This window comes from Vicinamibacterales bacterium (genome assembly GCA_036012125.1).
Classification (GTDB): Bacteria; Acidobacteriota; Vicinamibacteria; order Vicinamibacterales; family UBA823; genus UBA11600.
This window is the reverse complement of sequence record DASCOS010000025.1, coordinates 112,771-133,431: the sequence shown is the minus strand read 5'-3', so window position 1 is coordinate 133,431 and position 20,661 is coordinate 112,771. Positions and strand designations below refer to the sequence as shown.

Annotated in this window: 15 protein-coding genes and 1 pseudogene; 15 read left to right on the top strand and 1 reads right to left on the bottom strand. The window is 53.3% G+C overall.

What is annotated here, in order from left to right; translation table 11 throughout:
• Positions 1–7 precede the first annotated feature (7 nt).
• The 7 genes and pseudogenes from QGH09_09130 (at position 8) to QGH09_09100 (ending at position 5,860) form a co-directional block, all read left to right on the top strand.
• Complete coding sequence (locus tag QGH09_09130) at positions 8–808, top strand: segregation/condensation protein A (protein HJO18345.1); 801 nt, start codon at positions 8–10, stop codon at positions 806–808.
• A 19-nt stretch (positions 809–827) separates the two neighbouring features.
• Positions 828–1,469 (top strand): SMC-Scp complex subunit ScpB, encoded by a 642-nt coding sequence (gene scpB, locus QGH09_09125; GenBank protein ID HJO18344.1) that lies wholly within the window; start codon positions 828–830, stop codon positions 1,467–1,469.
• A 9-nt stretch (positions 1,470–1,478) separates the two neighbouring features.
• Positions 1,479–2,237, top strand: a complete 759-nt coding sequence (locus tag QGH09_09120) for a pseudouridine synthase (GenBank protein HJO18343.1) — start codon at positions 1,479–1,481, stop codon at positions 2,235–2,237.
• Between the two features lie 9 nt (positions 2,238–2,246).
• Positions 2,247–2,939, top strand: a complete 693-nt coding sequence (cmk, locus tag QGH09_09115; protein HJO18342.1) for a (d)CMP kinase — start codon at positions 2,247–2,249, stop codon at positions 2,937–2,939.
• Positions 2,940–3,157: 218 nt separating this feature from the next.
• The gene (locus QGH09_09110; protein ID HJO18341.1) at positions 3,158–4,921 is read left to right on the top strand and encodes a 30S ribosomal protein S1; all 1,764 of its coding nucleotides are present in this window, start codon (positions 3,158–3,160) and stop codon (positions 4,919–4,921) included.
• 58 nt (positions 4,922–4,979) lie between these two features.
• Positions 4,980–5,246, top strand: a pseudogene (locus QGH09_09105) (HU family DNA-binding protein).
• Between the two features lie 155 nt (positions 5,247–5,401).
• Entirely contained in the window at positions 5,402–5,860 is a 459-nt protein-coding gene (locus QGH09_09100) for an HIT domain-containing protein (GenBank protein ID HJO18340.1), read from the top strand.
• Between the two features lie 88 nt (positions 5,861–5,948).
• Here QGH09_09100 and QGH09_09095 read toward each other — a convergent pair whose 3' ends face one another.
• Complete coding sequence (locus QGH09_09095; protein ID HJO18339.1) at positions 5,949–7,109, bottom strand: acyl-CoA dehydrogenase family protein; 1,161 nt, start codon at positions 7,107–7,109, stop codon at positions 5,949–5,951.
• 152 nt (positions 7,110–7,261) lie between these two features.
• Here QGH09_09095 and QGH09_09090 point away from each other — a divergent pair, with 152 nt between their 5' ends.
• From QGH09_09090 to QGH09_09055, 8 genes are all read left to right on the top strand, one after another.
• Positions 7,262–9,298, top strand: a complete 2,037-nt coding sequence (locus tag QGH09_09090; GenBank protein HJO18338.1) for a VWA domain-containing protein — start codon at positions 7,262–7,264, stop codon at positions 9,296–9,298.
• A gap of 196 nt (positions 9,299–9,494) precedes the next feature.
• Positions 9,495–10,889, top strand: coding sequence for an NADP-specific glutamate dehydrogenase (gdhA, locus tag QGH09_09085; protein ID HJO18337.1), 1,395 nt, complete (start codon positions 9,495–9,497; stop codon positions 10,887–10,889).
• Positions 10,890–10,984: 95 nt separating this feature from the next.
• A complete protein-coding gene (locus tag QGH09_09080) occupies positions 10,985–13,957 on the top strand; it encodes a PEP/pyruvate-binding domain-containing protein (GenBank protein HJO18336.1) in 2,973 nt (990 codons plus the stop codon).
• 244 nt (positions 13,958–14,201) lie between these two features.
• Entirely contained in the window at positions 14,202–15,824 is a 1,623-nt protein-coding gene (locus QGH09_09075; GenBank protein ID HJO18335.1) for a methylmalonyl-CoA mutase family protein, read from the top strand.
• A gap of 14 nt (positions 15,825–15,838) precedes the next feature.
• A complete protein-coding gene (locus QGH09_09070; protein HJO18334.1) occupies positions 15,839–16,246 on the top strand; it encodes a cobalamin B12-binding domain-containing protein in 408 nt (135 codons plus the stop codon).
• A gap of 76 nt (positions 16,247–16,322) precedes the next feature.
• Positions 16,323–18,989: a valine--tRNA ligase gene (locus QGH09_09065; protein HJO18333.1), complete on the top strand. Its 2,667-nt coding sequence runs from the start codon at positions 16,323–16,325 to the stop codon at positions 18,987–18,989.
• Entirely contained in the window at positions 18,989–19,837 is an 849-nt protein-coding gene (nadC, locus tag QGH09_09060; protein HJO18332.1) for a carboxylating nicotinate-nucleotide diphosphorylase, read from the top strand. The genes QGH09_09065 and nadC overlap by 1 nt, the downstream gene beginning before the upstream one ends.
• Positions 19,834–20,634, top strand: a complete 801-nt coding sequence (locus tag QGH09_09055) for a biotin--[acetyl-CoA-carboxylase] ligase (GenBank protein ID HJO18331.1) — start codon at positions 19,834–19,836, stop codon at positions 20,632–20,634. Before nadC ends, QGH09_09055 begins: the two co-directional genes overlap by 4 nt.
• The last annotated feature ends 27 nt before the right edge of the window (positions 20,635–20,661 follow it).

Genomic DNA, 20,661 nt, shown 5'->3' with positions numbered 1-20,661 from the left:
AAGTGTTGTGGCTGAGGCTATGGGATATCCGACCGATTTCGAATCGATCGTCGAAGCCTACCCCGTTAAGCTCGACAACTTTGAGGGGCCGCTCGATCTCCTGCTTTTTTTGATTCGGAAGAACGAACTCAACATTCAGGATATTCCTATTGTGCCTATTACAGATCAATATCTTGACTATCTAGCGATTATGCGGGAACTAGATCTCGACACAGCGGGCGAGTTTCTTCTAATGGCTGCGACGCTCATCCATATTAAGTCGAAGATGTTGTTGCCCCGGCCAGACCCAGGGGAAAACGAGCCCGAGGAGGATCCACGCGAAGCCCTCATGCGTCGATTGCTTGAACATGAAAAATTTAAGGCTGCTGCTGGAATGCTTCACGAGCGTCAGACGGTGCGTGGTGCGCAGTGGGGCAGGCCCGACGAACGGGTCGCCAACATTGCCGGAGACTCATACGAACCAGAACTTGAGGTTGACCTATTTAGTTTACTGACAGCGTTTCAGTCCGTGGTCCATCGTGCGAAGGACCGTCCAGCGCTGTCGCTGCCAGTTGAGTACATCTCGATTGAGACCCGTATAGAACAATTGATGGCGATTCTATCGGAGGCAGAAGCATGCGGGTTCGAAGAACTGTTCGGTGATGTGACGTCTCGGTTGGGGCTAATTACGACGTTTCTCGCACTACTTGAGATGATTAGACTAAAGCTCGTCAGGGTGTTTCAGAGCGGCGCATTTGGACCAATTCGTGTATACAGACGGTCGCAATCCTTAGACGCATCATCACCTACGGACGATCCGAAGACATGACGCAGCGAAGGGGAAGAGTTTGGCTGACGATCTAAAGGCCCTTGTGGAGGCACTGGTCTTTGCATCGCCAGAGCCACTGACGCGGAAGACACTCTACAAACTGCTCGATAGTGAACCACAAGAAGACGTGGAAGCAGCATTGGAAGCGGTTCGTGAACAGTACGAGCAGTCCGGTGGTCTGCACCTTGTCGAGGTGGCCGGAGGGTTCCAGATCGTAACGCGACCTGAATTTCACGAATGGATTCGACGCCTATTTCACGAGCGTAGTACGCAGCGTCTCTCTGTGCAAGCGCTCGAAACACTCGCAGTCATTGCTTATAAGCAGCCGGTGACAGCACCAGAGATATCAGAGATTCGTGGCGTGAACACGGCCGGAGTGATTGGCACATTGGTCGATCGGCGCTTGGTGAAGGTCGTTGGACGTAAACGGGTGATCGGTCGACCGTTCTTGTATGCGACAACTCAAGAATTTCTCAATCGTTTTGGCCTTAGCGGTCTCGATGATTTGCCAAAGGTCGAGGATATGGCTGAGGCCCTTGGTCTTAACTTACCGCACGAACTTTCTGCGCCGACCGACCCTGAACAGGGCATAGCGGTGCCAAGCGACACGAGCTCGGTTGAGTCTGAGGCCGGTAGTGTCGAAGAGGAGCAGGTGCACTGACCGGCTCCGATGCCTCAAGCGACCCGTCTTCAGAAATTACTGTCGACTGCTGGCATCTCTTCCCGGAGAGCTGCGGAACGACTCATAAAGGCCGGCCGTGTGAGTGTCAATGGGAAGGTTGTAACGACCCTGGGGACAAGAGCCGATTCCGTGGTCGACGAAATCCGTGTGGACGGACAGCGAGTTTCGATGGCGGTCCGGCGACGATATTTCCTATTGCATAAACCGAGGGGTTACGTCACCACCCGCTCGGACCCGCAGGGGCGCCGCACAGTGTTAGACCTGATCACACGAGTGCGGGTTTATGTCTATCCGGTCGGCCGGCTTGACTACGAGTCGGAAGGGTTACTTCTACTGACGAACGACGGTGAACTCGCCGCTCGGTTGATGCATCCTCGGTATGGTGTTGAACGGGTTTATGAAGTTCGCGTACGGGGTGTGCCGACGGTCGCTAAGTTAGCGAGGCTACGCCGTGGTGTACGGATTAACGGTCGATTTTCGGTACCGGCTGTAGTTCGAGTAATACGACGATGGCGGAACGCCAAAGGCGGTGAAGCGTTAGTTGCGATCTCGGTTCACGAAGGCCGCCACCGGCAGGTGCGGAAGATGTGTGAGGCTATCGGCCACCCGGTTGTCCGGCTGCGGCGAGTCCAGATTGGTCCGTTGCGTGATCGACGGCTTAAGGTTGGTCAGTACCGAGAACTTACTCATCGAGAAATCAAAGCGTTGCACCGTGCATCGGAGAACGAAACGAAACATCTCTCGTGATAGACGTCAATGCCGAAAAACGAAACTATTATTGCGATTGACGGGCCATCGGGTGCTGGAAAGGGAACGGTAGCGCGCGCGCTCGCGCACGAACTTGGCTACCGACATGTCGATACTGGTGCGATGTACCGAGCGGTTGCTTGGCTGGCAACCTACAATGGTATTGATTTAGCTGACGAGTCAGCCGTTGAAACCGTGGCTCGATCGGCCGAGTTTGACCTGGATGGTGACCGTATGGTCGTCAGCGGGCATGACGTGACTGAGTTGATCCGAACACCGGAAACCGACGTCGCAGCGGCATTAGTGGCTCGAATTCTGGCTGTTCGGCAGGTGCTTGTTGGACGGCAGCGCGCCATTGGCGAGCCTGGGAAGCTTGTGATGGAAGGGCGAGACATTGGAACTGTCGTCTTTCCTGAGGCCGCGGTCAAGATTTATCTAGATGCTACGCCTTCAGAAAGAGCCCGCCGTCGAGCAGCTGATTGTGCACACACCAGTAGTCGAAATGCTGACCTAGTTGGCGTAGCGAGTGCACTTGAAGCACGAGATGCCTCTGATCGAACACGTGAAGTTTCACCGCTGAAACTCGCATTGGATGCAGAACGTATCGACACCACGGGTATACCAATTGATGATGTAGTGAAGCGAGTTTTGTCACTGGTCCGTTTCAAACTAGGCGCCTCGGTGTCCAAGGACGAACGCTAGCTCACCGGAATTGGCCATCGTTTTTTCGTTGAGTTGTGCCCTGAATTTTCTTCCACTAACCTTTGTTTTGAACGTGCTGGCTGCTTGACTGACGAGCGCTAAGTATCGTACAGTCTGTATCTTATGCCGAAGTTGGTGACCCTCGCTGAGCGTGTGGTGTCGCGTAATGTGTAAGGTGGCCGCCGGGATATTCTCATGTTAGGAGGATCGGAATATAGATGGCGATTGCGGATGAGACAGTCAAGATAGAACCCAAGTCAGGAGATGACAGTAAGGCGGCCTTGGACTCCGGTGGGGATACCGTTCAGACAGATGAACCGGCGATGGACCCTCAGGAATATGCTCGTTTAGTTGAACTTTACGATAGCAGTTTTCGGAATATCGCTGAAGGTGAAGTTGTCAAAGGTACTGTTCTCAAAGTATCTGATTCGGAAGTAGTCGTCGATGTTGGCTACAAGTCTGAAGGGATGATCTCTGTCGACGAATTCCGTAACGAAAATGGTGAAGTGACGGTCCAAGCTGGCGACTTGGTCGATGTGCTGCTCGAACGCACCGAAGACCGTAATGGCCATGTAGTCCTCTCGCGTGAAAATGCCGAGAAGATGAAAATCTGGGACGAGGTCGAAACGGCCTATGCCGAGCGCAAGGTCGTAATCGGTCGCGTCATCGAGCGGATCAAGGGTGGTCTTGCTGTGGATATCGGCGTTCGTGCTTTTCTTCCAGGTTCGCAGATAGACGTGCGTCCGGTAAGGAACCTTGATTCTTTACGAGGTCAAGAGCTTCGCATGCGTGTGATCAAGGTTAATAAGAAGCGCGGTAACATCGTGCTGTCACGGAAAGCGCTCCTTGAAGAAGAGAACGCGGAAAAGAAGACCGAAACACTGACCAAGCTTTCCGAAGGCAAGGTACTGCACGGCGTTGTCAAGAATATTACAGATTACGGGGCGTTTATCGATCTAGGGGGCATCGACGGCCTTCTCCACATCACAGACATGTCGTGGGGCCGCGTGTCGCATCCGTCAGAGCTGTTCAAGGTTGGCGACGAAGCTGATGTGATCGTGCTTAAGTTTGATCTGGAGACTGAGCGGGTGTCTTTGGGTTACAAGCAATTGGCTCCAGATCCTTGGACATCTGTGGGCGACCAGTATCCGGCAGGTAACCGAGTCAGTGGTAAAGTCGTTAGCCTCACTGACTACGGTGCGTTTGTGGAACTGGAACCTGGAATTGAGGGATTGATTCATGTCTCTGAGATATCCTGGAGTAAGCGCATAAAGCATCCGTCGAAGATACTTAGCGTTGGTGACTCTGTGGAAACGATGGTGCTTGGCGTCGATTCGCAAGCGCGTCGAATTTCTTTAGGGTTAAAGCAGGCAGGCGCAAATCCCTGGCTTGAGCTCGTTGAGAAATATCCAGTGGGTGGGAAAATTACTGGCGCGGTTCGTAACCTCACCGAGTTTGGAGCGTTCGTTGAGGTCGAGGAGGGCATTGATGGACTCATCCATATCTCTGACATGTCTTGGGATAAGCATTTAAAACATCCATCCGAGGCGTTGAAGAAAGGTGATGAGGTTGAGGTCGTGGTGCTGAATGTAGATGCTGAGAACCAGCGTTTATCACTAGGCCTTAAGCAATTATCCACTGATGCCTGGGACGAGTTTTTTGCGAATCATAAAGCCGGTGAGGTGGTCGATGGTGAGATAGTGCGAATGACGAACTTTGGTGCATTTGTGAAGCTCGTTGATGGTATCGAAGGACTCATCCATGTGTCGGAATTCGATGATACCCACGGTGAGGATAAGGTTGAGCTTCAGGTAGGTCAGTCCTATGCGATGAGAATCATTAAGTTGAGTCCAACCGATCGGAAAATTGGTTTGAGTATTCGTGCGCTGAAGTCCGGTGAAGAGCACGATTGGGAAGACTACAGTACTTCTAGTGGTTCACCGGAGGTGACTCTTGGTGATCACATGAAACGGAGCCAGTGAGAATGTCAATCGCCACCGCGAGCGACGTGCGGCTACCGTACGGTGAGTGGGGGGCAATATGACCAAGGCGGAGCTTGTCGAAGAGGTCTCTCAGGCGTCTGATCTCACGAAAAAGCATTCTGAAGTTATCGTCGACACGGTTTTTGAGAGCATCATTACCGCGTTGCATCGCGCCGAGAAAATTGAGTTACGTGGGTTCGGTAGTTTTAGGCTCCGCCAACGCGAACCACGGAAGGGGCGTAATCCTAAGACCGGTGATAAAGTCGATGTGCCGCCGAAGAAAGTGCCTTACTTTAAGCCCGGCAAGGAGCTGAAGGAACTTATTAACCAGTCCGTAGATTCTGTTCCACAGAGTGCACCGTCGGTATCTGAGGTGGATTCGACGTCGTCTCGATATTAACCCCGACGCTGGCCCCTGCGGCGTCGACATTGTCTTGTTTTTCCGTGGATCGGCTTTGGTCTCCCTGGAGATTAGCTTACGTGTCGGGCGCCGAGCGTCCTCAAGGCTGTGTGTTCTGTGAGGCCCTCACCGATGGGGATGAGTCGTCGCTCGTTGTGTTTCGTGGTAACACCTGTTACGTCACTCTCAATCTATACCCCTACAACAACGGTCATTTGATGATCGTGCCGTCACGGCACGTAGCGAGTCTAGCCGAAACATCACTTGAAGAACGCGCTGAACTCATGGAATTGACTTGTCTCTCCGAGTTGGTACTCGTTGAGGCGTACCAGCCCCAAGGCATGAATGTTGGGATTAACATGGGGCAGGCTGGAGGCGCGGGGATCGCTGACCACATTCACCTGCACGTTGTGCCACGGTGGGAAGGTGATACGAATTTTATGACTTCGGTGGGGGAATCGCGTGTTCTACCCGAGTCACTTGAGGAAACACTTAAAAGACTCAAGCCAGTCTTCGCAAAACTTACAAGTGAATCTTAGCTAGCTTATCCCCACATTGTCTGTGTTTAGGGCAACACATGCTGGCGCCCGACTCCTTCAAAGAAGGCTCAGGGAATAAATCGCAATATCATTTTTCAAGAATTTGCTTTGCAATTGTCTGTAGCTGTAGATTTGATGTTCCTTCGTAGATCTGACCGATCTTGGCGTCGCGGTAAAGTTTTTCGACCGGGTAGTCCCTCACATAGCCGTAGCCGCCGTAGAGTTGCACGGCGAGAGACGTGACTCGTTCTGCGACCTCCGATGAAAATAGCTTACAGATTGCGGCTTCTGTCCGAAATGGTTTGCCGGCATCGCGTAGTCGGGCTGCGTTATATACAGCAAGGCGCGCTACTTCAAGATCGGTTGCAGCTCTAGCCAGCTGGAACTGGACGCCTTGGAAGTCCGCTATAGGTTGTCCAAACTGTTTTCGTTCCTTCGTGTAGGCGATCGCATGTCCAAGCGCTCCGTCGGACAATCCGATCATTTGTGCACCAATCCCAATACGGCCCTCGTTCAGTGTTTCGATGGCGACCTTGTAACCCTTGCCAACTTCGCCGAGCACCTGAGTGGCAGGTACGCAACAACCATCAAGAATCAATTCACAAGTACTACTTGCTCTAATCCCGAGTTTATCCTCTTTCTTACCAACGGTGAGCCCGGGTGTTCGACGCTCTACGATGAATGCCGTAATGCCACGGTAACCGGCGCTGGGATTCACGTTGGCAAATACGATGAAGAGTTCGGCCTCGGCAGCATTGGTGATCCAGAGCTTCCGACCGGTGAGTTCGAAGTCCTTGTTATGTCGGACGGCGCGGGTTTTCAGGGCGAACGCATCGCTTCCGGAAGAAGCCTCAGAGAGCGCATAAGCTCCAATCGTGTCCGATGCGAGCCTTGGAAGGTACCTTGATTTGAGCGCGTCATCACCCCACCGAAGCACAGCGTTGATAACGAGTGTGTTCTGCACGTCGACTAGGACCCCAATCGACGGATCGACTCGCGAGAGTGCTTCAACAGCAAGAACGGAGTGAAAAAGGCTCGCGTTACCGCCACCGAATTCATTAGGAATCTCTACGCCCATGACACCCAAGGCGAACAGAGCGTCAAGCAAAGACCTCGGAATAGTCTGACGGTTATCCATCTCGTGCACTTGTGGCCGTATTTCGGTGTCAGCGAAGGCACGAACGCTTTCGCGAAGAAGTAATTCGTCTTCCGTAAGCGTGGTAAGCGCCCGTGGAGTGTTTGGTGTCATGGGCAGGAGTCCGACTCGTTCCGTTGGAAACCCGAGAGCCGTTACGCATCACGCGTCGGCCGGCCAGTCCGAAGATGCTATCATGTCGTCATATTTCTCAGGAGCGTGCTGGTGATCTGGCTAAGTGCGGACGATCGCGAAGGTAGTGATCGATGAGACGGTGGTTGTTGCTGACAGTCGTGCTAGTGCTTACGGTCTGTCTGGGTGGTCCGGGTCAAGCGGCGTCACAGCAGGAACAGGCTGAGCAGGACGCACCTCAGCAGCCGGTGTTTCGTGCCGGAATTAACTTTGTTAGGGTCGACGTCATCGTTACCGATAAGAACGATGACCCCGTCGTTGACCTGACAGCCGAAGACTTCGAAGTCTACGAGGATGATTTACAACAGACCGTCGAGACTTTTCAGCTTGTTCGGATTACACCTGCCACCATTTCGGATGAACCTGTTCGGCCGATTCGTAGTAGGTTCGACGAGGAGCGTGAAGCGGCACGGTCTGACGTGCGCCTGTTTGCCATCTATCTTGATGATTACCACGTGCGTCAGGGCGCGAGCCTGCGAATCCGCGAGCCGATAATCAAGTTTATCCGTACACTGGCGCCGACTGACATGATCGGTGTCATGTATCCCCTCACACCATTAGACGCCGTGCAGATGACTCGTGATCACGAAGCTGTGGTGGCGACGATTGAAGATTTTCTGGGGCGCAAGTATGACTACGAACCACAAAACCGGTTCGAGGCTAGTTATATGCACGCGTCTCCCTCGACGATCGAGCAGATCAGGAACGAAGTGTCATTGACGGGTCTCCGAGCACTGATTACTCGCCTCGGAGGTCTGCGGGAGGGCCGGAAGTCGTTGATCTTGGTAAGCGAAGGTTTCACCAATATTCTCCCTCCGCAGTTACGAGGCGTCAACGCAACGCAGTTTACCGATCCCCGAATGCGGAACCCTTTTGTAGGGAGTGGTAATCCTCGGGAGCAGGCGATGCAGATGACTGCGGACCTTACGTTGCAGACTGATTTACAGCGTCTGTTTGATACTGCAAACCGAGCGAATACCTCGATCTACTCGCTGGATCCTCGGGGCCTTGCATCATTCGAGTTTGGTATGGATGAAGGGGTCGGGTTTACCACGGACCGGGAGATGATGGGCGCCATGATTGGCACCCTGCGATCGATCTCTGACACGACAGACGGCTACGCGATCGTGAATCAAAACGACCCCACTGAAGGTCTTCAGCGCGCGGTTAGGGATGCAAGCACCTATTATCTTCTCGGTTACAACTCAAGGGAGATGCCAGCTGACGGTGAGTTTCATAGGATTGAGGTGCGAGTGCCTGGGCGTGACGTCGAGGTGCGCGCGCGCCCTGGATTTTGGGCGCTATCCCCAGAGGATGTGAACCGGCTCGAGGATTCTGGCTCTTCGCCTGAGCCACCGTCGGAAGTTGACACAGCACTTGCATTGTTGACCGCCCGGCGGAATCAGCGGTTCGTGCAGACGTGGATTGGTATGACCAGGGGTGACGATGGGCTTACACAGGTGAGGTTTGTCTGGCGGCCAGCACCTCGGGTTCCCGGACAGCGACGAGACGAGCCTGTGCAGGTCGGGTTATCCGCTAGTGGAGATGGCGGGACGGTCTTCTTTCAGGGTGAGGTTCCCAGTAGTCCCTCGGTTCTTACGGACGGTGGGATGGCTGAGCCTGAACAGTTGGTTTTTGAGGCTGAACCAGGGCCTTTACGTCTCGATATATCAGTTCTCGGAGTGAGCGAGCAGGTGATTGACGATAACGTCATGACCCTTGTCGTGCCGGATTTTACGGCAACTGACCTATCGCTTGGGTCAGTGATGGTGTTTCGCGCGCAGAATGCTTTCGAGATGCGTCAGTTGCGAGCCGACCCTGACCCGATACCCGAAGCTGGTCGCGAGTTTAGGCGAACCGACCGTCTGTTGGTCCGTGTTGAGGCCTACAGTCGGGGCTCGTCCGAGCCGAATGTGGCCGCTAAACTTCTTAATCGCGGTGGTCAGTCAATGGCGGATTTACCAGTTCAGCCCTCACCGGCGGCTGCCTCAACTTACGTGCTCGACCTACCGCTCTCAAGTTTGGCACCAGGCGAGTATCTGATCGAGCTGACGGCGACCGTTGGAGACGCAACGGATAAACAACTCCTCGCCATGAGGGTAACTGGCTGATTCCAGATTCTAAGCGGCGAGCTTCTTTGGGTATGGGGGGCAGGATTTGAACTTATTATTTTCTGGCCCAAACTCTCAGCTTACGCATCCTTATCACACAGAAGTCCGTGATATATTGACGGGTTGTCGCTCCAGTGAGGGGTGCTTATATAAGGTTTGTCGCTGATTAGGGCTATTTGTAAGAGGAGGATGATTCATGGTGACGAGGGACGTGGGAGCGGATTCAGGAATGTCAGGCTATATCGCTGACGTGATGTCTGAGGTTGTAGCCAAGAATCCAGCTGAGTCTGAATTCCATCAGGCGGTTGGTGAAGTGGTCGAATCGCTCGGTCCTGTGCTGGCATCGCGAACCGATTACCGTAGTGCCAAGATTCTAGAACGGATCCTTGAACCGGAACGGGTTGTAATGTTTCGAGTTCCCTGGCAAGACGATCGGAGTGAGGTCCACGTTAATCGCGGTTTTCGCGTCGAAATGAATAGCGCGATAGGTCCCTATAAGGGTGGGCTACGCTTTCACCCGTCGGTAAATCTTGGCATTCTCAAGTTTCTCGCATTCGAACAGATCTTTAAGAATTCTTTGACCACGCTTCCCATGGGAGGTGGTAAGGGTGGTTCAGACTTCGATCCAAAGGGAAAAAGTGACTCTGAGGTTATGAGGTTTTGCCAAAGCTTCATGACCGAGTTACACCGCCACATTGGTGCTGACACGGATGTTCCGGCCGGTGATATTGGTGTGGGTGGTCGTGAGATTGGGTTTTTATTTGGTCAGTATAAGCGTTTGCGAAACGAGTTCACGGGTGTTCTAACGGGTAAGGGGTTGAATTGGGGAGGCTCACTAATCCGTCCAGAGGCAACGGGCTATGGCACTGTTTACTTCGCTGCGGAGATGTTGGCGACACGCAGTGAAACACTTAATGGCAAAGTGTGCTTGGTCTCGGGGAGTGGTAACGTCGCGCAGTACACTGTCGAAAAACTGCTGGAGCTTGGTGCTAAACCTGTGACGTTGTCCGATTCAAGTGGTTACATCTATGACGAATCGGGTATTGACCAGGAACGATTGAAGTTCGTGAAAGAGTTGAAGAACGTTAGACGTGGTCGGATTGGGGAGTATGCTGAGAATTATTCCAACGCCGTCTTCACCCCTGTCGATGCTTCGCTTGATCATAACCCCCTTTGGAATCACCAAGCCGATTGTGCGTTCCCATGTGCAACGCAGAATGAAATCAACGGTACAGATGTTGGCAACCTACTGCACAATGGAGTCGCTGTTGTGTCTGAAGGTGCCAATATGCCGGTTACGCTTGAAGGTGTAAAACAGTTCCTTGACGCTGGAATCCTGTACGGGCCAGGAAAGGCGGCCAATGCGGGTGGCGTGGCGACCTCAGGGCTTGAAATGACTCAAAACAGTCTTCGGACGAGTTGGACCCGCGAAGAAGTCGATGCACGCTTGCAGAAAATTATGAAAGCGGTTCACAAGGCCTGCCATCAAACCGCGGAACATTTTGGCGATCCAGGTAATTACGTTATGGGTGCTAATACTGCCGGCTTCGTGAAGGTCGCCGACGCTATGCTAGACCAGGGCCTAGTATAGGCGTGAATCGAAGTCGACACATTTTTTAGCGCGTACTCTGGACGGCCAGTGATGGAAGTTGGTTGTTCAGGGCATTGCGTGAGGCGGTTCTTACTATGTCCGATGAACGGCCGGACAATCTGTCGTTCGGTTCAGGGAACCGGCTGCGTAGCTTTCAGGAAATCGGACTCTATCGCGTCAATAATATTATTCTCGTTTCGACGCTTTACGATTCGTTTATTCTCGCTGAAGATGGTCGTCTTAGCGAGGTAATGCTCACTGAGTTCCTCGACCTCGATTTACATCACACCCCGCGTTTACAACGCGTTTCCACTGGTACCGAGGCTCTAGCTCTGGCCCGTGACGAAAGTCGATACAACCTAATTATCACATCGCCACATGTCGGCGATATGAGCGCTGAGGAACTCGCAGAAGAAATTGTAAAAGCAGGCCTGAAGACGTCGGTGATCGGCTTGGCTTACGACACGAGAGACCTGGACAGTTTTGCTCAAGCGTCTGCACTGTCAACGGTCAATAAGGTCTTCGTGTGGCAAGGCGATGTTCGGATTCTACTGGCCATCGTAAAGTATGTTGAGGATCGGATGAACGTTTCTCGAGACACCGGCGAGATGGGTGTCCAGGCGATCATCGTCATCGAAAATAGCCGTCGTTATTATTCATCTTTTCTACCTGTTATCTATACCGAACTCGTCCGTCATACACAGAATCTGCTTCCTGATGGGATGAATCGGGCAGACAAGTTGATACGTATTCAGGCACGGCCGAAAATTCTACTGTCTACCTCCTATGAGGAAGCCTGGGAGTTCTTCGAGCGATATCAGTCAGACGTGCTCGGGGTGATTTCCGATGTTGCGTTTCCGAAGGGCGGGGTGATTGATTCTGAGGCTGGATTTGATTTTGCAGAGCAAGTACGTGCGTTTCAGCCAGACGTGCCAATTATGTTGCAATCTGGTTCTGGCTCGTCGGACCATGTGTCACGAGCCAAAGCCGCTAATGTCTCTTATGTGCGAAAGGAGTCCCCGTTTCTATTAAACAATCTTCGGGAGTTTATGACGGAAGGTTTCGGCTTTGGTGATTTTGTTTTCCGTCGACCGGATGGTTCGATTGTGTCAGTGGCGAAGGATCTTCGCCAACTTGAAACGCAATTGCGGGAGGCGCCTGCTGAGAGCGTGGCGTTTCACGGTGCAAGGAATCATTTTTCACGGTGGTTGAAGGCACGTACCGAATTTGACCTCGCGCACTTCTTGCGGCCCCGTAAGCTTTCCGATTATGAAACGGTAGAGGGTTTGCGGGACGTATTGGTCCAAGCAATCCATGACTACAACGAGCAGCGGCACCGTGGCATTGTGGCTGATTTTGCTCGTGATCACTTTGATCCGGTGCGAACCTTTGGACGGATCGGCGCCGGGTCACTCGGTGGAAAGGGCCGTGGGCTTGCCTTTGCTAATGCACTCCTTGCTGATGAACGTCTTGAATCGAAATTTCCAGGTATCCGCATTGGCGTGCCACCGTCTGTCATTCTGGCGACAGAAGTCTTCGATCAATTCCTTGAGGCGAATGAGTTGCGGGACTTCGCCATCGAGTGCGGCGATGATGACGCATTAGCCGAGCGCTTTAGATCTGCTGGGTTTCCGGCGACGATTCAGCAGCAGCTGGCCGATCTTGCTCAGTTGATGAACTATCCTCTGGCCGTCCGATCATCGAGTCTACTGGAAGACTCGCCTTACCAGCCGTTCGCGGGCGTCTACGAGACGGTAATGTTGCCAAACGACGAACCTGATCGAGTTCGTCGGCTGCTTGATGCAGTGAAGGCAGTGTATCTCTCGATGTTCCGACAGAGTTCGAAACTGTATTTGAATGCGTCGCCGTATCGTCTTGAAGAAGAGAAGATGGCGGTGGTTATCCAGAAGTTGACGGGTGTCCACCACGCTAATCGTTTCTATCCGGACATCGCCGGCGTAGCACGGTCACACAATTTCTATCCGATCGCGCCGATCGCCGCGGAGGACGGTATTGCTGCCGTTGCGTTAGGTTTTGGCGCCACTGTGGTCGATGGAGAGGCTTGCTTCCGCTTCTCTCCAGCGCACCCTCAGCAGGTCGTGCAGTTTTCCTCGGTTGATGACACGTTACGCAACTCGCAGCGGTCGTTCTACGCACTTCGGCTTGGACAGCGTGAAAACTCTGAGACGGACGGTTTATCTACAGAGCTACAGCAAATGGAGTTGGATGTCGCTGAGCGGGATGGGAGCCTCCAGTTTGTTGGATCAACCTTCTCACCGGAGAACGACACGATCTACGATGACATTGCTCGGCCGGGCATCCGACTTGTGAGTTTTGCTCCGATATTGAAGCACAAGATTTTTCCATTGGCGCCGCTTCTACAGTCTTTACTCGAGGTCGGCAGAGGTGCCACCGGTGGGCCGGTGGAGATAGAGTTTGCCTGTAATTTACAGCCCTCTGATGACCAACCAAGAGAGTTTGCGTTTCTACAGCTCCGACCTCTAGCCTTATCGCGAGAATTTAGCGAACTGGAAATAGGTGACGTCGACCGCGAAGATTTGGTGTGCGCGAGTGACGCCGTACTCGGGCACGGGCTGGTTGAGCATGTTTGTGATCTGGTTGTGGTCAATGTGGAAAACTTCGACCGATTAAAGACAAGGGAGGTTGCAGAGGAGATCATGCGACTCAATGCAGTCCTTGCGGATGAGGGAAAGCCTTACATTCTTCTTGGCTTGGGCCGTTGGGGTTCTAGAAACCCACACCTAGGAATTCCAGTGAGATGGGATCAGATTTCTGGTGCTCGTATCATTGTAGAGGCGGGATTCGAGGACATGGCCATTACGCCGTCGCAGGGTTCCCATTTTTTCCAGAACATTACGGCAAGCCAGATTGGCTACTTCACGGTCAATCCGCAGGCGGGTGAGGGGTTCATCGATTGGAAGTGGCTATTGGCCCAACCGTCAACGACTGAATTGCACTACGTTCGCCATGTTCGATGTTCGTCACCAATTGTTGTGAAGATGAATGGCCAAAAACACAGCGGCGTCATTCTAAAACCGGCGGTTTGACTCTAATGGATGTCGTTATGCGTAGGCCTAACGATCGGTAACCCGGTCGCCGTTGATTTAAACTCCTCTAGTGCCTATGCTTGGCTGAACGACGCTTGATGCCTCGGCATCGCGTCGAGACTGGCTTCGAAAACCTTGGTGCTGCTGAGTTTGGTGTGGTGGTTTTCGACTGGAGTTTGCTGAATTCGCATGAGCCTCCGTTCAATAGCTAACCGTTGCAACCGTGCGTTCCGCTGAAACCAAGATGTCCAAGGGCATTCCATCTGCTTCGAAGGTGCAGCGTCCGGAGCACATTCGTACGATTTCTGGTGTGCCGATCGAACCGGTATATGACCCGTCACACATCGAGGCGGTCGATTATGTCCGCGATCTGAATGACCCGGGTCAATTCCCGTACACTCGTGGAATTCATCAGAATGGTTACGCCGGCAAGATGTGGACGATGCGTCAGTTTGCCGGCTTTAGTACGCCTGAAGAGACGAATGAGCGTTACCGACAACTACTCGCAGCCGGTGGTACCGGTTTAAGCGTGGCATTCGACTTACCAACGCTCATGGGGCGAGATCCTGATCATCCGTTATCGCTAGGTGAAGTTGGTAAATGTGGCGTCAGCGTTGCTTCGTTGGCTGACATGGAACGTCTATTCGACAATATTCCACTGTCTGCGATCACAACGTCGATGACGATCAACTCGCCTGCAGCAATGCTCCTGGCAATGTACTTAGTGGTTGCTGAACAGCAGGGTGTGGACTGGCAGAAACTTTCCGGCACAATTCAGAACGACATTCTCAAAGAGTACATTGCGCAGAAGGAGTACATTTATCCTCCGGGCCCATCGATGCGACTCGTCACGGATGTCTTTGCTTTTTGCGGTGAGCGTGTGCCGAGGTGGAACACAATCTCGGTGAGTGGCTACCACATTCGCGAGGCCGGGTCGACGGCACTTCAAGAACTTGCCTTCACGTTACGGAACGGCATCGAGTATGTACAGCATGGAGTTGATGCTGGTCTTGATCCGGATAAATTTGCACCTCGAATGTCCTTTTTCTTCAACGCTCACAACGAGTTTTTCGAGGAGATCGCCAAATATCGTGCGGCCCGCAAGCTTTGGAGCCACGTGATGCGGGACCGGTTTGGCGCTCGCGACGAGCGCTCGTGGAAGCTTCGCTTCCACGCCCAGACGGCTGGTGTATCACTTACGGCCCAGCAGCCTAGAAATAATGTCATTCGAACAGCCGTTCAGGCGCTTGCTGCCGTGCTGGGTGGCGCAAATTCGTTGCACACCAATTCGTTAGACGAAGCCCTCGCTTTACCCACCGTTGAGGCGGCAACCCTAGCGCTACGCACGCAGCAGATCATCGCACATGAGAGTGGGGTAACCAGCACCGTTGACCCGTTAGGGGGCTCGTATTTTCTCGAGAAGCTCACCACTGATATGGAGGCGGGTGCAGTTGAGTACTTTCAAACCATCGATGATCTTGGTGGCATGGTTGAGGCGATTGAGCAAGGTTTTCCGCAGAGGGAAATTGCCGAGAGCGCTTATCGGTTCCAGAAGCAAGTGGAGCTTGGCGAGCGAGACATAGTCGGAGTGAATGTGCATGGAGATAACGAGGAGCTTGGCGTCGAGACGCTATATATCAACGAAGACGTTTCTGAGCGGCAAATTGGGAAACTAAATGATCTGAGGCGCACTCGGGATGCGAATAGAGTAGCGCGCTCACTCGCAGCGGTACGCGAGGTTGCGCTCGGCAAGACTAACCTCATGCCTTCACTGCTTGAGGCGGTCAGGGCCTACGCGACCCTCGGCGAGATATGTGATGCACTCAGAGACGCCTGGGGTGAGTATGAAGAAACCCCGATGATCTAGGCGGGTTGTCCATTATGCGGAATATTCGCGTCGTCATAGCTAAGCCAGGACTCGATGGGCACGACCGGGGAGCCAAGGTCATCGCCAGAGCACTTCGTGATGCTGGTATGGAGGTGATTTATACCGGACTCCGCCAGACGCCAGAACAAATTGTTGGTGCGGCGCTGCAAGAAGATGCTGATGTGATCGGCCTCTCAATCCTGTCGGGAGCGCATAATCACATCTGTCCGCGTGTCATCGAGTTGTTACAGGCGAAGGACATCACGGATGTGCTCGTGGTCGTTGGTGGAATCATTCCTGATATCGATGTGCCGAAGCTTAACGAAATTGGGATTACCGGTATTTTTCCACCTGGAACCTCGATGCAGGTCATCGTTGAATTTATTCGGCAACAGGTTCGGCCCGCCGCATCGGCCCGCTGACCCAGATTTTTGTGGTTGAAGTACCTTCACTTCGACGCCCGGTGGAGGCTAGGGCCTGATACGATCAACGCCGTCTATGCCTAAGGTATTGCTGTCCAAGACATTTGAACATCGCCAAGTCGATCCCAAATGGTATGCGTTCTGGGAATCGATTGGGGCATTTCGCGCCATGTCCGAATCGGATCGTCCACCGTTTAGCATGGTACTGCCTCCCCCGAATGTGACTGGCCAGCTTCATATCGGCCATGCCTTAAACCAGACTTTGCCAGACATCATCGCCAGGTGGCGACGAATGCACGGAGATGATGTGTTGTGGCTGCCGGGGACGGACCATGCGGGTATCGCGACCCAGAATGTTGTAGAGGGACAACTCGCAACGGAGGGTAAATCTCGACACGACCTCGGGCGTGAGGCATTTGAAGAGCGCGTCTGGGCTTGGGCGCGCAAGAGCAAGGGGACGATTGTTACTCAGATGCGTACCCTGGGCTCGTCAGTTGACTGGAGTCGCGAACGGTTCACTCTCGATCAGAATTTATCATGTGCTGTTCGGCGCGTGTTCGTTGCACTTTATAAAGAAGGTTTAATCTATCGTGGCAATTACATCGTCAATTGGTGCTCACGCTGTCGTACGGCGTTATCTGATCTAGAGGTCGTTCACCGAAATACGACTGGCAAGCTCTACTACATTCAGTACCGTTACGTTGGTCGCGACGGTGCTGTCACCGTGGCAACCACGCGTCCAGAGACGATGCTGGGTGATGTTGCTGTGGCGGTTCATCCAGATGACGAGCGGTATCGGTCTGAAGTTGGAAGCTGTTTGCGACTGCCGCTACTCGATCGCGAGCTTCCGATCATTGCCGATGCGGTCGTCGACCAGGAGTTTGGAACTGGTGCTGTTAAGGTGACTCCTGCGCATGATCCCAACGATTTCGCTATAGGTCAGCGTCACGATCTTCCGCAAGTGTCAGTAATTAACGAAGACGGCCGAATGACCGATGCGGCTGGACCTTTTACCGGCTTAAAGGTCCTAGAGGCTCGTGGTGCAGTGCTCGATCGTTTGGACCGTGAGGGTGCACTCATCGAGGTCAAGGATCACGAGCATGCCGTGGGCCACTGCCAACGATGTAGTACGGTCGTTGAGCCTCTCGTGTCGACGCAGTGGTTCGTACGTATTGGCCCACTGGCTAAGCCTGCTATCGATGTTGTACGAGAGGGAAAGATTACGTTTATTCCTGAGAAATGGACGAAGACTTATTTTGAGTGGATGTCTAACATCCACGACTGGTGTATCTCAAGGCAACTCTGGTGGGGGCACCGCATCCCTGCGTGGTATTGCAATTCGTGCGATCAGATTGTGGTCGCAGAAGAGGCCCCAGGAATGTGTGAGTGCGGTGGTTCACTTCAACAGGATACGGATGTTCTGGATACTTGGTTTAGCTCAGGGCTCTGGCCTTTCAGTACGATGGGGTGGCCGGACAGGACGGTCGATCTTGAGCGGTACTATCCCACAACCCTCATGCTTACTGGTCTCGACATCATCTTTTTCTGGGTTGCACGAATGATCATGTTCGGGTTGAAGTTCGGGCAAGAAGTGCCGTTCAAGACGGTCTACATTACTTCACTCGTGCGAGATGCCCATGGGCAAAAGATGAGTAAGTCTAAGGGTAACGTTGTAAACCCTCTTGAACTTATGGATGAGATCGGTGCTGATGCACTGCGATTCACTCTGACAGCACTCGCATCACCCAGCATGGACATTTCACTGTCCGAGGGCCGTCTGCGAGGTTCTCGGCAGTTTATTAACAAGTTGTGGAACGCTTCACGTTTTGTCCTAATGCAGCTCCAAGAGGGCGAGGTCAGGTCAAATCCCCCTGCACGCCCATCGGAACTCGTACACCGATGGATTTTACATCGCGTCAACGAGCTAAGTGCCGAAGTTGGTGAAGCGCTTGAAACGTTCCGTTTTGACGTTGCGGCTGACCGGCTATATCACTTTTTCTGGCACGAGTATGCGGACTGGTACATTGAATTAGTCAAACCTTCTCTCCAAGAAACTGGTCCAGAGCGTGAGACCGCCATTTCTGTTTTACTGGAGGTTCACGACCGGGCCTTAAGGCTTCTCCATCCAATTATTCCGTTTATAACGGAGGAAGTCTGGCAGCAGTTACCACAGCGACCTGGCGATGGCCGTTCCCAGGATGGCCAGCACCAAACACTGACACTCGCTGCGTTTCCTGGTCCGGAAGCCAAGTGGAAAGATGATGCGGCTGCAGCCGAGATGACCTTAATCCAAGAGGTTATCACTGCAATCCGCATCGTTCGAGCTGAGTGGGGGGTGCCACCCGCACAGAAAATTAAGGTTTTTATTGAAGGTGCAGACAAGCTGTCACAGCGGATTCTTGACGGTGGCGAAGCTCATCTCGTCAGACTCGCCGGGCTTGACGAGGTAGAGTTTCAAGATCGCGTAAAACGTCACCCGGAAACCGTGGTTCGGGTTGTCAGGGACCTTCAGGTGCACGTCCCGCTTGCCGGCATCGTTAATCGTCAGGACGAAGCTAATCGTGTTGCGAAGGAACTGTTGAAGATTAAAAAACAGCATGCCGCTGACCAAAGTAAGCTAGCGAATCCCAAGTTCAGGGAGCGCGCAGCGCCAGAGGTCGTGGCTGATACTGAGGCACGGGTTCAGGGGCTGATTAAGCAGCGTGACAAGCTCAAACGCCTTCTGGAGGAGCTTTCCCGGTAATGACTGAAGCATTGGAGCCGGCAGTCTACCGGAAGCTTGTCCAACGCGCACTGAAAGAAGACCTCGGCGCTGGTGACATTACGAGCGAAGCGATTGTCGAAACTACCAGCTGGGCCAAAGGTGGCATTCTCTCAAGGTCTACCTGCGTCCTGGCTGGACTTGAGATCGTAACTGAAGTATTCAGGCAGGTAGATTCCCGCGTCAAGCTAACGTGCCAGCGGTCTGACGGGGACAGCTGTGTCGCTGGGGAGGTTGTAGCTAATTTGTCAGGAGCTGCGCGATCGATTTTGGCTGGCGAGCGTACTGCGCTGAATTTTCTACAACGTCTGTCTGGTATAGCGACCCTTACGCGCGCGTTTGTTGGTGCGAGTGCGGGCGTTTTGACTGTGTTAGATACGCGTAAGACGACTCCGATGTTACGGAGGCTGGAAAAATACGCTGTACGGGTAGGAGGTGGGTCTAACCACCGCTTCGCACTGGATGACGGGGTTTTGATCAAGGATAACCATATTGTCCTTGCTGGGGGCGTGGCAGTAGCGCTAGATCTGGTGCGGGGGGCCAAGCTTGATAAGTCGATTGAAGTCGAGGTTGACAGCGTCGAGGAAGCCGACGACGCCCTAGATGCGGGTGCTGATAGGTTACTGGTGGATAACATGACTGATGCTGATGTCCGTGAAGTGGTGCGCCGTAGTCGGGGCCGAGCCAAGATCGAGATATCAGGAGGCGTGACATTGAAAAGGATGCCAGGCCTGGTCGCAACGGGGGCAGACTACGTCTCGGTCGGTGCGCTAACGCATTCAGCACCGTCGGTTGACTTTAGTCTTGAGCTTGTGCGGTCAGATCATTGAGTAACTACGGTCTACCGGTGCCAATGGTGGCTGCGTTTAGAACACATAGGGACCGGCTCGGATGTTTCGTGGGGCGAGTTACCTACCTGGAAGAAACCGGATCAACAAACGACAAGGCGATCGAACTTGCTCTGGCTGGTGCACCAGAGGGCACGACTGTGGTTGCCGGGGCCCAGACCGCTGGGAGAGGTCGCCGCGGACGTTCTTGGTTGTCTCCCCAAGGTGCCGGCCTTTACGCTTCGGTGGTGTTCCGACCTCCACTATTGTCTCCGGTATTGACGCTGATGAGCGGCGTCGCGTTGGTCGAAGCGATACGCTGTCGGGCAGGGCTTACAGTGGTGCTCAAATGGCCGAATGACTTAATGGTTAAGCGAGGTGTTATTAGGAAGCTCGGTGGTATTCTTTCCGAAGCTGGAGCCTCGCCGACTGGTCTTGAGTACGTCGTGGTCGGGTTTGGTATTAATCTGCTAGCGGCGTCGAATCTGTCGGCACTGTCCGATACGGCTACTTCAATCGAGTCTGAATGTGGCGAAGTTGTGCCATTGGAAGACCTCCTAGTTGAAGTGTTAGCTGCACTGTCGGTATGGCGAGCAAGAATGGTCGACGGCCAGATGAATGCTATTCTGAATCGTTGGCGCACACTGTCCCCGTCGAGCATTGCCTCTGCGGTCGAACTGGATGGGCCGTCTGGAGTGCGACGTGGCACGACTGCTGGCATCGACGCTGATGGGGCGTTGTTGGTACGCGTCAATGGAACGACTGAACGGGTTGTTTCTGGTGAGGTACGCTGGGTTTAAGGCTCACCTGAAGACCATTCTGCTAAG

Excerpts from the sequence above, each read along its gene's own strand:
- QGH09_09120 (HJO18343.1), top strand. The coding sequence starts at position 1,479 with ATGCCTCAAGCGACCCGTCTTCAGAAATTACTGTCGACTGCTGGCATC.
- cmk (HJO18342.1), top strand. The coding sequence starts at position 2,247 with ATGCCGAAAAACGAAACTATTATTGCGATTGACGGGCCATCGGGTGCT.
- QGH09_09110 (HJO18341.1), top strand. The coding sequence starts at position 3,158 with ATGGCGATTGCGGATGAGACAGTCAAGATAGAACCCAAGTCAGGAGAT.
- QGH09_09095 (HJO18339.1), bottom strand. The coding sequence starts at position 7,109 with ATGACACCAAACACTCCACGGGCGCTTACCACGCTTACGGAAGACGAA.
- QGH09_09090 (HJO18338.1), top strand. The coding sequence starts at position 7,262 with ATGAGACGGTGGTTGTTGCTGACAGTCGTGCTAGTGCTTACGGTCTGT.
- gdhA (HJO18337.1), top strand. The coding sequence starts at position 9,495 with ATGGTGACGAGGGACGTGGGAGCGGATTCAGGAATGTCAGGCTATATC.
- QGH09_09080 (HJO18336.1), top strand. The coding sequence starts at position 10,985 with ATGTCCGATGAACGGCCGGACAATCTGTCGTTCGGTTCAGGGAACCGG.
- QGH09_09075 (HJO18335.1), top strand. The coding sequence starts at position 14,202 with ATGTCCAAGGGCATTCCATCTGCTTCGAAGGTGCAGCGTCCGGAGCAC.
- QGH09_09070 (HJO18334.1), top strand. The coding sequence starts at position 15,839 with ATGCGGAATATTCGCGTCGTCATAGCTAAGCCAGGACTCGATGGGCAC.
- QGH09_09065 (HJO18333.1), top strand. The coding sequence starts at position 16,323 with ATGCCTAAGGTATTGCTGTCCAAGACATTTGAACATCGCCAAGTCGAT.
- nadC (HJO18332.1), top strand. The coding sequence starts at position 18,989 with ATGACTGAAGCATTGGAGCCGGCAGTCTACCGGAAGCTTGTCCAACGC.